The sequence below is a fragment of the Dyadobacter sp. AC419 genome (assembly GCF_979253085.1).
Map to the genome: position 1 here is coordinate 325756 of NZ_CEEDCD010000019.1, position 14682 is coordinate 340437.

6 protein-coding genes are annotated in these 14682 nt (G+C 46.9%); 4 read left to right on the forward strand and 2 right to left on the reverse strand.

Annotated elements, in window-relative coordinates; all coding sequences use genetic code 11:
- Position 1: 1 nt before the first annotated feature.
- Entirely contained in the window at positions 2-1153 is a 1152-nt protein-coding gene (locus AC0IYG_RS14955) for an ABC transporter permease (RefSeq protein WP_471711866.1), read from the reverse strand.
- Complete coding sequence (locus tag AC0IYG_RS14960) at positions 1125-2354, reverse strand: ABC transporter permease (RefSeq protein WP_471711867.1); 1230 nt, start codon at positions 2352-2354, stop codon at positions 1125-1127. Before AC0IYG_RS14960 ends, AC0IYG_RS14955 begins: the two co-directional genes overlap by 29 nt.
- 264 nt (positions 2355-2618) lie before the next feature.
- Between AC0IYG_RS14960 and AC0IYG_RS14965 the strand changes: the two genes are divergently transcribed.
- The 4 genes from AC0IYG_RS14965 (at position 2619) to AC0IYG_RS14980 (ending at position 14655) form a co-directional block, all read left to right on the forward strand.
- Positions 2619-4988, forward strand: a complete 2370-nt coding sequence (locus tag AC0IYG_RS14965) for an ABC transporter permease (protein WP_471711868.1) — start codon at positions 2619-2621, stop codon at positions 4986-4988.
- Positions 4989-5295: 307 nt separating this feature from the next.
- Positions 5296-8487, forward strand: a complete 3192-nt coding sequence (locus tag AC0IYG_RS14970) for a SusC/RagA family TonB-linked outer membrane protein (protein ID WP_471711869.1) — start codon at positions 5296-5298, stop codon at positions 8485-8487.
- 14 nt (positions 8488-8501) lie between these two features.
- Positions 8502-10319, forward strand: a complete 1818-nt coding sequence (locus tag AC0IYG_RS14975) for a RagB/SusD family nutrient uptake outer membrane protein (protein WP_471711870.1) — start codon at positions 8502-8504, stop codon at positions 10317-10319.
- A 166-nt stretch (positions 10320-10485) separates the two neighbouring features.
- The gene (locus AC0IYG_RS14980; RefSeq protein WP_471711871.1) at positions 10486-14655 is read left to right on the forward strand and encodes a hybrid sensor histidine kinase/response regulator transcription factor; all 4170 of its coding nucleotides are present in this window, start codon (positions 10486-10488) and stop codon (positions 14653-14655) included.
- The last annotated feature ends 27 nt before the right edge of the window (positions 14656-14682 follow it).

Sequence of the window (14682 nt, forward strand, 5' to 3'; positions counted from 1 at the left end):
CTTATTCGGCTTTGAGTGATTTTACGGGGTTCATAACAGCAGCCTTAATGCTTTGAAAGCTTACTGTAAACAATGCGATGCAAATCGCTATGCCGCCTGCAATCGCAAATATTTCCCAGGACAGGTCAATGCGATATACAAATGTTTTTAACCAATGACTGGTCGCATACCACGTCAGCGGCGTCGAAAGCACAATCGCGATCAGCACCAGTTTTACAAAATCCTTAGAAAGCAACGCGACAACATTCGCCACATTCGCACCCAAAACTTTTCTGATTCCGATTTCTTTCGTGCGCTGCTCGGCGGTGAAGGCTGCCAGACCCAGCAACCCAAGGCATGAAATGACGATGGCCAGCAATCCGAAACATTTGATCAGCACATTCACAACCATTTCTGAACGATACATTTTTTCGTAATCCTGATCGAGGAAATGGTAAGTGAACGGATAGTCGGGATTGATACTTTTGGTCACATTTTCAATATGGCTCAGCGCCTCATGCGTTTTTCCGGGGCGCGTCCTGATCATCAGATATTCGGTGTTCAATCCCTTATAATTAACCAAAATCAAAGGCTTGATCGCTTCATGGAAAGTTGAGAGGTGAAAATCCTTCATTAAGCCCACAATGGTGCCTTTTCCCATCCAAAACTTCACCTGTTTTCCAACCGGATCGGTCATTTTCATCATTTTGGCGGCCGCTTCATTGATAATGTAATTGGCCGTGTCCGCAGCGAAATCTTTTGAAAAGTCGCGGCCGTCCACCATTTCAATGTTCATTGTTTTGGTAAAATCATAACCCACGAACGTCGCGCTTACGGTGTTATCAAGGTCTTTGTCGCGGCCCGTCCAGTCCAGATCGCCTGAATTACTTGTAATGTTGGTCGGAATGGAACCTGTGGAAGTGGCCGCAACCACGAACGGTGAATTGATGATTTCTTCGCGCGCAACTTCCAGCTTATCATTCAAAATGCCTTCAATGGGAATGTAGACCACATTTTCCCGGTCAAGGCCAAGTCTCTTAGTCTGAATATATTTCATCTGGCGCCCGATTACCAGCATGCCCGTGATGAGAAATATCGAAAGCACAAATTGAAACACAACCAGTCCTTTTCTCAGAAAAACACCCTTATTCGTAAATGTAAGACGGCCTTTCAAAATCCGGATCGGTTGCCAGCGCAGACATGTATAATGCCGGATAACTTCCTGCAACCAAACCCGTAAGCAGCAGCAATGCGGTCAGTGAAAGCCAAAGCGAAGGGTCCGACAGCGAAAGCGTAATCTGTTTTTGAACAACTTCATTGAAAAACGGCAATACGGCGATCACAATCACAAAAGCGAGGAGACAAGCAAGCAGGCTGACAATCAGCGATTCGCCCAGAAACTGCATCGCCAGATATTTCCGCTCCGCACCGACCACCTTGCGCACACCCACTTCTTTCGCACGCTTTACAGATCTTGCGGTGGCGAGGTTCATGAAATTGACACAGGCGATAAGCAATATAAATATAGCTACGATAGAAAATACACGCACATATTCAATGCGGCCTCCGGTTGCTTTCAGGCCTTCATAACCCGAGTACAAATGCACATCCTGCAAACTTTGAAGCAAGGGAAAACTGAGCAATTCAGGCGGCGCGCTTTTCTTGATAACTTGGCGCATCACTTTTTCGGCATGAGCAGCATCGGCGTTCGGCGTAAGGAGCGCATACGTTTTAAAGCTGGAATTGCCCCACCATTTCATCCAGTCCTGTTCCTGAACTTTGAAATTAATGACCCAATCGAACCGTTCTGTGGCATTCAAAGGAATGTCCTCGAAGACTGAGCTCACCACGAAATTCGTCTTATTATCCACTTTCACTGTTTTGCCAACCGCATTTTGAGAACCAAAATATTTCTCTGCGAGCTTACGCGAAATGGCGATGGAAGTGGGCTGCGCGATGGCATTGGCAGCATTGCCATTGATAAATGGCGTATCGAAGATTTTAAAAAAATCACTTGAAGCGTATATCCCGCTTTCCTTGGTCGATTTTTCACCTGCTTTAATGAGCAGATCGCGGTTCCAGGTGATTTTCGTGATAGCCTTCACCTCAGGAACCTGCTTTTGAATCGCTTCCTGCCAGGGACCCGGCGTCGCGTCGCCCGCGCCCGTTTGCCCCTTCCAGTCATAGCCCGACCGGATATAATAGATTTGGCTCAGGTTCGGGTAAAAGCGGTTATAGGACACTTCATCCTGCACCCAGAGCCAGATCAGAAGGCTGCAAGACATGCCCAGCGCAAGACCAAAAATGTTAATGAACGAGAAGAGTTTATTCTTTAACAAACTCCTTACAGCGACTTTGAAGTAATTTTGAAGCATGGCCTGGGTGTTGGGTTTAGTAAAGGAATGTCACCGCTAGAAACTCCTTAAAAAATGTTCCATTATCTATCTTGCTCTAAGTCAGCATATTATCATTTGCTAGTGTTCGTTAATGAACATTCAAACTTGCAAATCGAACATGTAATGCGTTCCCAGCGCGTTTAAAGATGGTTTTTGGAAATGGCATGGCATTTGGGCCGGGTGTTTTTGGTCAATCCTGACTTGCTTAAAAATTGCCCTTAACCCACTTTTCCAGCTCCCGCCATGATCCGCAATTATTTCAAAATCGCCTTCCGGAACCTTATTAAAAGCAAGACATTTTCAGGCATTAATGTGCTTGGACTTGCGCTCGGCATGGCTTGCAGCCTGATGATCATGCTTTGGATAAAGGATGAGCTGAGCGTTGATGCTTTTCATGCGAACAAGCAGCAGTTGTACCGGATTTACATGAAAGAGTTTTTCAGCGGAAAAGTGCAGGGCGTTATCTGGACGCCGGGTTCGTTGGCAGAGGAATTGAAAAAATCAGTTCCCGAAATTGAAATGACGACGCCCTTCGAATGGGCCAGCAGCCAGACTTTTTCGGTGGGGGATAAGCTAAACAAACAGATGACAAATGCGGCGAGTGCGGATTTTTTCAAAATGTTCAGCTACAAACTTTTGCAGGGAACGCCCGATGCTGCTTTGAAAGACCGTAATAATCTGGCGATTTCCAGAAATATGGCGGTCACTTTTTTTGGCAGTCCGGAAGCCGCGATGGGCAAAGCAATCCGGCTCGACAACCGTAAGGAGCTGATGGTAAGCGCGGTTTTTGAAAACATTGCTGAAAACAGTTCTTTGAAATTTGACTGTTTGCAAAATTGGGACGGTTTTGTGGACGATAATGATTGGGCGAAAGACTGGGGCACCACCGACCCGCTGACCTTTTTCATGATCCGTCCGGATGCGGATCCCAAAAAGGTGGAAGCGAAAATCACCCACCTGCTGGATAAATATAATCGCGATGCCGGTAAGCCATTCAAAACGCAGCTGGCCATGCAGCCGTTTCACGAATATTATCTTAACAGCAACATTAAGGATGCAAAAATGGACGGCGGCCGGATCGAATATGTTCGTTTGTTCAGCTTTGTGGCCGTTTTTATTTTGCTGATTGCCTGCATCAATTTTATGAATCTGGCGACCGCCCGATCAGCCAAACGGGCGAAGGAAGTGGGCGTCCGGAAAGTTGTTGGCGCGATGCGTTCCATGCTCGTGGGTCAATTTATGGGAGAAGCTTTTTTGCTGTCCGTTGGTGCCGTCTTGCTGGCTGTTTTGTTTGTCGCACTTGCGCTTCCTTTTTTCAATAATCTAACCTCAAAGCAAATCACGCTGCCCATTCAAGAGCTTTCTTTTTGGGCGATTTTAGCAGGATTACTTGCTATAACCGGGCTCGTTGCGGGAAGTTATCCGGCTTTTTTCCTGTCTTCTTTGAACCCGATCAGGGTCTTGAAGGGTGCATTGAAATTTGATAATCAGTCTGTTTTTTTGCGAAAAGGCCTCGTTGTATTTCAGTTCGGACTTTCGATCATTCTTATTGTAGGGATGATCATTATTTATAAGCAAGTTGAGTTTGTCCAAAACAAAAATCTGGGCTATGACCGGGAAAACCTCGTTTATTTCCGCTTGGAAGGTGATTTAGCTAAAAATTTCAATGTGTTTCGCGAAGAATTGCTGCAAATCCCGACTATCAAAGACGTTTCGCACATGACAGAATCACCTGCGTCCAATGGCTCGGGTACGGAAGGGATAACTTGGGCGGGCAGCGATCCGAATGATAAAGTCAGGTTTACGCCGGTGGGTGTGGGCTATGATTTTGCCAAAACAATGAACCTCAAATTTGCGCTAGGGCGCGATTTTTCGAAACAATTCCCGACGGATTCCGCTGGTTTTCTGATTAATGAAGCCGCATTGAAAGTGATGGGGTTCAAAGATCCGATCGGGCAAAAGATAGGCTGGGGCAATGGCAAGGGCACAATCGTTGGCGTTTTGAAAGATTTTCATTTTCAGTCATTGCACACCACGATAAGGCCTTTGATCGTCTATCTTGGGGTGCGGCAAACTTCGGGTAATGCCATAATCCGCATTGAAGCAGGCAAAACAAAGCAGACAATTGCGCAGATTGAAACGATCTGCAAAAGGCTTAATCCCAAATTTCCTTTCACTTATTCATTCACAGATCAGGAATACGCACGCCAATATCAGAGCGAGCAGGTGGTGAGTAAATTGTCCACTTATTTCGCGTTTCTGGCCATCTTCATTTCTTGTCTTGGATTATTCGGGCTGGCCACATTCACTGCCGAGCAACGGACCAAAGAAATCGGTGTCCGCAAAGTGCTGGGCGCCTCGGTGGCTGGCATTGTCGGGTTGCTGTCAAAAGATTTTCTCAAACTGGTCGGTATGGCGATCATCATCGCTTCGCCCGTGGCGTGGTGGCTGATGAACCAGTGGCTTCAAGGTTTTGCTTACCAGATTGACATTGAATGGTGGATGTTCGCGCTGGCTGCGGTGATGTCGGTTTTGATTGCCGTACTTACGGTAAGTTTCCAGAGCATTAAAGCTGCGCTTATGAATCCCGTAAAGTCTTTGAAGAGCGAATAGGCGAGCGGAGCGACAAAAGTAACTTCTTATAACAATCCAAGATACTCACCGAAAAATACTTTAATTTCTTGGCCAAAATGTAACATAAGCCATCGTTTTTGTAACATAATTCGAGACTTAATTGCACTATCTGAATATATATTTGTGCTCAGTTATGCTGGGAAAGCAAATATGTTCAATTGTGTTTCATTTTCCTTTTTGAAAGGCACCCGACTTTTCCAGTGTAAGACCTCTGCTTAATGCGCAACCGTTTCGTTAGAAATCGTTGCGTAAAGAATGTTTCTATCACCTTAAATTCATTTTCATTATGAAAGGAAAATTACGGCTTCTTTTACAATTGTCATTTTTACAATTAACGAGCGTGGCGCTCAGCCCCGATTCGTTTGCAGCGGATGTTCCCGCCGGTAAAAAACATGGCAACAGCGCGCACGTGCTATCCACGGATAGGAAAATCAGCGGGAAAATTACAGATGAAAACGGGCAGGGACTTCCGGGTGTGAATGTGACGATCAAAGGCAGCACACGCGGAACTTCCACCGACGTTAATGGTGCTTATAACCTCGAATCCGTTAATGATGGGGATGTTCTCGTTTTCTCATTTGTGGGTTATCTGGCGAAGGAAGTGACCGTGGGAACCATGACCACGGTGGACGTGGTGCTTGCAACGGACACGAAAGCATTGGAGGAAATTGTGGTTGTAGGTTATGGCACGCAGAAAAAGGCAACCGTTACCGGATCGATCAGCAGCATTAAAGGGGATGCCATTGCGCAGGTTCCGGCGCCCAACATTTCGCAGTCGCTGGCCGGTCGTGTGGTGGGTGTGAGCATGCGGCCCAATGGCGGACAGCCTGGAAAAGACGATCCGGATATTCACATTCGTGGCATTGTAACAACCGGCAATAACCGCCCGCTTGTGGTTGTGGACGGCGTGAGAAGGGACAACATCCGCCAAGTGGACCCGGCCAGCATTGAAACCATTACCATTTTGAAGGATGCAGCCGCAGTTGCGCCTTACGGAATCGGCGGTGCAAACGGTGTAATTATGATCACCACCAAGAAGGGCAAAACAGGCAAGCCGCAGGTTCGGATCAGCTCGTCATATGGCTTTCAGAATCCGACTTATTTGCCTAATATGCTGAATGCGAAGGATTACATGGCATTGCAGAATGAGGCTTATCTGAACCAAACGCCGGGCGGAACAAGTCTTCCCAACGATCCCGAACTGGTTAAGAATTACGATCAGCTGCACGCCGACGATCCCTGGAAATATCCGAATTCAAGTTTTGTTGATGTGTTTAACAAGAATGTTCCGGTCCAAAACCACGGCCTGGAACTAAGCGGCGGCTCGGAAAATGTGACCTATCACGCCGGCGTAAGCTATTTTGACCAGAAAGGAATTTTCGATCCGGTGGGTTACAAGCGCTACAATTACAATCTGAGCCTTGAAATGGCAGCGACGAAATCGACAAAAGTTGGCTTGTCGTTATTCGGGAGCGTGGAAAATACCAAAGATGTCGATGCGGACGAAACCACTTCCGGGCACCTTTTCCGGAGCTTTTACAAATTCTTGCCAACACAAAGTCTGATTTATCCGGAAGGCGACAAGTGGGGCGAATCCTCAGCCAGCACACCCATCGGCGTTTTACGGTCGCCGGGATACAGACGGACTAATGGCAACACATTGCTGGGAACCATATTTGTGGAGCAGCAAATCGCGAAAGGCCTGAGTGCCAAAGCAGTTTTCAGCTATGACCCTTGGCAGCAGAACGTGAAATTGTGGCACGTGCCATTTGTTTATCACAAAATTGATCTTTCCCAAAAACCATATACTTACACGGAAGCCATTTCTTTGCAGGAAGGAAACGGACGGCCTTTCAGGTGGTTGGGTTTGCAAAATCAACGCCGGACCAACTTCACTTATCAGGGTTATTTAAACTATAACCGCACATTCGGCGCTCATGCATTTACTGGTTTGGTGGTTTTGGAAATGCGCAAAACTAAAATGGATTCCATGGCAACGCGCCGGAACAATTTCGCCATCGGCATTGACGAGCTCAGCTTTGGCAGTTCAGACAAACTGGATTATGACAACGCCGGAATCTCGGCAACCGGATCTGAGCTGGGTTACGTATATAGATTAGGGTATACTTACAAAGACAAATACATTCTCGAAGCAGCAGGTCGTTACGACGGACATTTTTATTTCGCTCCGGGCAGCCGCTGGGGATATTTCCCTGCTTTTTCAGCCGCCTGGCGTGTGTCGGAAGAAAATTTCATGAAGAACTTCCGCTTCGTGGACGAGTTGAAAATCAGAGGATCGTGGGGTAAGGCCGGAATGCTGGCAGGAGGGCCGTTCCAGTATCAGTCGGGATATGACTTGCGGGGCGCTGCTTATGCTTTTGGAGGTGGTTCACTGGTGCAGGCATCGAGAGTGCCGCGTGAGGCGAACTCCAAAATCACCTGGGAAATCTCTACCAAAACTGACATTGGTTTTGACCTGAGCATGTGGAATTCACTGCTGAACGTAGAATTTGATTATTTCCATGAAAAGCGGACGGGCATGCTGCTGGCACCGCAAGTAACGTTGCCGGTGGAATACGGACTTTCGCTTTCCCAGGAAAACAAGGGAAGGATGAGCGCCAACGGCGTTGAACTGAACATAGGAACACGCAAGCGGATTTCCAAAGACCTTGACTTTTCGCTGAATGCCAATGCAAGTTACTCCATCAACCGCATGCAGGAGGTTTTCCAGACCGACGCCGAAGCCAATAACCCGAACCGCACGCTGGTAGGAAGACAATTTGGAACACCTTATGGATACAAATCGCTGGGGTTGTTTCAGTCGTCGGAAGACACCAATGGTGACGGAATTGTGGGCGCGGCGGATGGATATAATGTTGTGCAGTTTGGCGATCTGCATCCCGGCGACATTAAATATGCGGATCTGAGCGGCCCCGACGGCACACCCGACGGACTGATTGACAATTTCGATCTGACCGTGATCGGCAATCCCGTTTATCCGGCATTAACATTTGGCCTTACGCCAAGTGTAAACTGGAAAGGCTTTGATGTGAGCTTGTTCTTCCAGGGATCAGGAAAGTCGAGCATTAGTGTGAGACAATTTATGACCGTTCCTTTTGAAAATAACGGCAGTAACACGGCTTACGAATATTTTGATAACCGCTGGACGCCTGAAAATCAAAACGCCAAATATCCAAGATCGACGCCTGCGCCTTATGCCAATAACACGAAGGATTCGGATTTCTGGTGGGTTAATTCAAGTTACCTGCGTCTGAAAACGGCGAGCATTGGCTATACAATCCCGAAAAGCGTGCTGGGTAAACTAAAAATGAGCTCGGCGAGGGTTTATTTCCTTACCCAAAACCTGTTCACGATCAGCAAGATCAAGCACATTGACCCGGAAATGGGATACACAGACCGCGAAACGGCTTATCCGGTCATGAAGGCAAGCACATTTGGAATCGATCTGACATTTTAATGATAACCAATACAATGAAAGCAGCTATAAACTACTTCAAAATCATAAGTATCGGCATTTTAATGCTTGTGCTTCCCGTATCCTGCGATACAGATGAGTTTTTGGAAAACGCCAACAAGGCCAATCTCACGGATAAAACACAGTGGGAATCCGAAACCAATGCAGACGTTTTTCTCAATGATGTTTACAGTGAAATTCCCAATAAGCTCAATCAAACGGAGACACTGGATTATTTCAGCGACGATTACAACATCAGCCATTATTACACGGCTTCCAACTGGCGGCAGGGCGTAACGCAGATCCCGTCCAGCAGCACGGACAATCCTTGGGGAGGAACGCAAGGGCCTACTTACGGTTACACGTGGCAGAATTTCTTTGTCAAAATCAGGAAATGCAACACATTTATCCAAAAATTGACGGAGAACAAAGCCAACTTTTCGGAGGGATATTTTAACAAACGCATTGACGAAGCGCGGTTCCTGAGAGCATTCTTTTACAGCGAGTTTTTTGTTCAAATCGGCGGTTTACCCATCATTACGGAGCCTTTGGACAGAAATACAATGAGCCCTGAGGAATTGCTGAGACCGCGCAACACTTTTCAGGAAACCTTCGATTTCATTGTGACAGAACTGGATCAGATTTCGAAAAATGAATTCCTGGCTGTAAAATATAATTTGTCTGACAAAGAAGCGGGCCGTGCAACATTAGGAGCAGCATTAGCCGTAAAAGGATGGGTCGAGCTTTTTGGCGCAAGTCCGTTGTTCAACACGGCAAAACCTTATCTGGCTGATCCGGGAAAATTTGTTCACTTCGGAAATTATGATCCGGCACGGTGGGCAAAAGCTGCGGCGACAAACAAAATGTTTATTGACAAATATGGCAATGGTCAGAAGTATGCATTGTTCGGTGATCTTAAAAACCTTTTCAGAGCGAGCAATGAATACAATTCGGAAGTGATCTGGGACCGTCAGGTTGTGGCCAATGTTGGCGGAATGGGTTCGAGTTACGAGCAGCGCGGCGGGCCTACATATGTGCTTGGCGAATATCGTTCGTGGGGAAATTACAATCCTACACAGGAGCTTGTGGACCAGTTTGCGATGGCCAACGGAAAACCGATCACCGATCCGACTTCGGGTTACAATCCACAGAAACCATATGTGAACCGGGAAAAGCGCTTTTATGACGCCATCGTTTATGACGGAGCCATTTACAAGCAGGACTGGATGCCCCGTGCGGACACCATTTACACCCGCATCGACCGCACTTACGCCAATCCCGACCGCACGAATCAGATCGACCTCGCCGGCAAAACAGACGTGGGCGATTCGGGTTACTATCAGAAAAAGCGCCTTAATCCCGATGCAGCGCCGGGTGCTGATGCAAGCGGACAGAACTACATCTTTTTCCGCTATGCCGAAATCCTGCTGAACTACGCAGAAGCACAAAATGAAGCCGCTGGTCCGGACGCTTCCGTTTACGACGCGATCAACAAACTGCGTGCGCGCTCTGAGCTGCCTGCGCTTACTGCGGGCCTTTCCAAAGATGCGATGAGAACGGCCATTGCCAGAGAACGGAGAGTGGAATTGTGCTATGAAGACAAACGCTTTTTGGATAACAAACGCCTGGCCACCGCCGCAGCCGTGATGAGCAAGCCGCGTCACAATATGGTGATCCGCAACTCGGTGCCTTCCAACAACTCGGGCGTGTGGGTTTACAGCGTGGAAGAAGAGAAGAAATACAATGTCAAATTTGAGCTGAAACAATACATGAGCCCGATCCCGCAAAATGTATTGGATCAAAATGCGGGCATCAAGCAAAATCCGGGATATTGATCATTTGAACCAACGAAGCCTGCCTGAAAAGGGCAGGCTTCTGTTTTATGCGCCTTTCCGTTCAGAATGTAACATGCGCTAGGGTTTATGTAACATAGTGCCAATTGTTATAGTATTATCTCCATATATATTTGTTTTCTGATGTAAACCAATGTAACAAGACACAATGGTAACAACAGATATTGAAATAAACGCACGGGTTAAGCGGATGATTGGAAACATATACAATGCATTATTTACGAACATTAAAACAGCAGCATTTGCCAAGTCGGGCGTCTGTATGCTGGTTGTTTGGCTTTGTTTTCTGACCCATGCATCCGGACAATCTGCAAAGCTTTTCAGTGTTGATAATGGGTTGTCGAGCAGCATGGTCACGGACATTCACCAGGATCGCAGCGGGTTTATATGGGTCGCGACGGAAGACGGGCTTAACCGTTTTGACGGAATAAAATTCACCGTTTACCGGCACGACAAAGCCAATGACGCAGGCGTTTCCAGCAATTTTATCCATGTGCTTTTTGAGGATCGCGCAGGCAAAATGTACACCGGCTCCATCCACGGACTGCAATATTATGATCAGGCGACGGATTCATTTCAGACGATCCCGCTGATGATTGGTCAAAGCAAATTGGGTAATGTCCGCGTGCTGACCATTTGCCAGAGACAAAACGGCGACATTCTGGTCGGGACTTCGGGGCACGGCATATTTAAGGTTGAGGGCAAGGGTTCACAGCTTTATGCCAAACAAGTTCCTATTGATATCCCGAGTAACCTGATCATTCATTTGTTTGAAGACAATGATCAGAATCTCTGGGTTTCAACGGAAGACCGCGGGTTGCACCGGTTTGTAAAGTCGTCGATGAAGTCCGGCAAAGCTTATTTTGTTTCCAAAAAAATTCAAAACAACATCATTACCAGTCTTTGCGAGGACAAATACGGCCGCGTTTTTGCGGGCAATATGGTGAGTGGATTGTTTCAATACAACATTACAAATGACACTTTTCAACCCGTCCCGTCCAATGAAAACGATCCGCTTCCGATCGCCGATCTGCGGGTGAATGCCAACGGGCAGATTCTCATCGGAACGCGAGGAAAAGGAATGAAATACTTTGATTCTGTTTCGGGTAAGATCCTGGATATGAGCCACAATGTAAATGCTTTTGACTTTTCCAAATCCAAGGTTTTTTCCATTTTTGAAGACAATGCGGGGAACACCTGGCTGGGCATTTATCAGAAAGGCTTGCTGCTATTGAGCGTCAACACGAACAGATTTGGCTACATGGGCTACAAGTCGGCAGGCAATAACCTGATCGGTTCGAGCGCGGTGAAGGCATTGTTTGAGGATAGCAACAGCACCATGTGGGTGGGGACGGATAATGATGGTTTATATGCATTGCCGCACGGAAGTAAGTCCAGCAAACATTATGTCAAAAGCCCCGAAAATCCTTCCGTTCCTGAAAATGTCATGGCGATTTTTGAGGATTCGGAAAAGAATCTCTGGACCGGATCTTACCTCACAGGACTTTCAAAACTGGATCGCAAAACCGGAAAATTCACCTATTCCGACGCATTAATAGATAAAAACGGTGACAATGTGCAGCGCGTCTTCGACATCAAGGAAGATGCGCAAAAAAGGCTCTGGATCGGCACGATGGGTTCAGGCATTTTCAGCATGGATCTCCGCACGGGCAAAACCGAAAATCTGGATGACCTGGATGACAAGATCAACCGGCCGAATGAGAATATGCTGCCCAACAGCTGGATTAACTGCTTATTGATTTCAAAAGACAACAAACTTTTTATCGGCACATTTAATGGATTGGCATGCCTGGATCTGGACACCAAAAGTTTTATTTCTACGTTCGGCGTCAACAGTCTTTTGAAAGGAATCGCAATTTATTCATTGTTTGACGATGACAGGGGCAACCTGTGGGCCGGGACTTCGCAGGGATTGAAAAAAATCTCCCGCGCCACCAAAGCGATCACGACATTCGACATGAGCAATGGCCTGCCCAGCAACTTAATTGGTGCTGTGAAAGGGGATAGGGCGGGCAACCTCTGGCTGAGTACGAACCGCGGCTTGTCCAGAATGGACGGGGGAAACCATCCAGGGGAAAGCAACACATTCGTCAACTTTTATTCTGCCGACGGCTTACAGGGAAATGAGTTTAGCCAGGGCGCTGCAATGGTCAGCAAAACCGGCGAGTTCTATTTTGGCGGAATCAATGGCATTACTTACTTCAAGCCCGAAGAAATTCGCTTGTCCGGCAAGCGGCCTGCTGTCCGCATTGTGGATCTTTATATTCACGATAAAGCGGTCAAAAAAGGCATGAAATCAGGCGGTTATATGATCGTCGATACGACCGTAAGCAGCGCGAAAGAGTTTAATCTGGCACATTATGACAATTCTTTCAGTCTGGAATTTTCCACGATGGATTTCATCGATGCCGAGCGCGTTTCCTATATGTACGCCATCAATGACAACGACTGGACGGCGCTGCGGACCGGAACGAACAGGCTTACATTTGACAATCTGGCTCCCGGAAAATACCGGTTCCGGCTGAAAGCCAAGTCCAGCAAAACCGATTCCGAGCAAACAGAGGTGACCATTATCATTCATCCAGCCTGGTATTTTTCCGTTTGGGCATGGTCTGTTTATGCGCTTTTGGCAATTCTGGCGGGCATTTACATTTTTATAACATTCAGGAACAGGCGGTTGGTAAAGCACGAAATGCTGGCGCACCTGCGACGCGAGGAAGTGAACGAAGCCAAGCTGCAATTTTTTATCAACATTGCGCATGAGATCCGGACACCATTAACATTGGTGGTGAGTCCGCTGCAAAAGTTGCAAAGCCAGGATTATAATCCGGAACGCATGCATTTGTATGAGATCATGGGCAGGAATACCAAGCGGATCCTGGATCTGGTGAATCAGCTGATGGACATTCGGAAGATCGAAAAAGGGCAAATGTCCCTGCAATTTTCAAATGTGGAAATGGTGGATTTTACCAAAGACATTTGTCTGCTTTTCGAGGAACAGATCGAATCCAAAAACATTGATTTCGTTGTTGATGTGCCCGCTGACAGGATTTTTGCACACATTGATCCGCTTAATTTTGACAAAGTTTTGATCAATGTTCTTTCCAATGCATTCAAATTCACGCCGAAAGGCGGAAGGATCCGGGTTGCACTTTTCACAAAGGAATCGGATGCAGCAAATGGCCAGTCTGAACTAATGATTGCCATCGAAGATTCCGGGCCATTCATCGACCAGCACGAAACAGAGCGCATTTTCGATTGTTTTTACCAATCCGATAATCACCGGGATTACAACCGATACGGAACAGGAATTGGTTTGCATTTGGTAAAACAATTGGTGGAGCTGCATGGCGGGAAGATCCGCGCCGAGAATATGCCCGAAAACGGCTGCCGGTTTGTGATCGCGATGCCGGTTGAAAAGGCATGCATAACAGCATTGGATTTTGTCCATCCGGGAACAGATGATCAGATTCAGGAAGAACCGGCACTCGCAGACCCCGCTCATAAAAACAGGCCGAAAAAGAATGCGAAACGCCTCGTTATCGTGGACGATGACAGTGAAATCTGCAATTATCTGACAGACGAAATGTCCGGGGAATTCACCGTTTCAGCTTATGCCAATGGCGAGGAAGCGTATAAGGCCATTCTGCGCGAGGTTCCGGATCTGATCGTCAGTGACGTGATGATGCCGGTGATGGATGGGATGGCGCTTTGTAAAAAAATCAAGACAAATCCATTGGTTAACCACGTGCCCGTCATTCTGCTGACAGCAAAAACCGCGGAGTCAACGAATGCGGAAGGGCTGGAAATGGGCGCCGACGCATACATTACCAAGCCATTTAATGTCGAAATATTGACCAAAACGATCAAAGGGCTGATTAAAAATCGGCAGATCCTGAAAAACAATGACAACGAGCAGCATTACCAGGAAGAATTTATTTCCAAAGTGAACATTAAGGCTTCCGAAGAAAAGCTTTTGGAAAAAGTGCATCTGCTGATTGATAAAAACCTCTCAAATCCCGACCTCAGCGTTGAAATGATTTCCAACGAAATCGGGATCAGCAGGGTGCATTTGCATCGCAAGCTGAAAGAACTTACGAACCTCACAACCAGGGATTTGATCCGCAACATCAGACTCAAACAAGCTGCGGAGCTGATGACCGTAAAAGGTCTAACGGTATCAGAGGTGGCCTTTGCCGTCGGTTTTGCGAATGTCAATAGCTTTTCGGTGGCTTTCAAAGAATTGTATGGCGTGTCGCCGACCATGTTTGCGGAGAATTATTTAGAAAAAGCATAATCCAATCAGCAGTTATATAATGTTTCA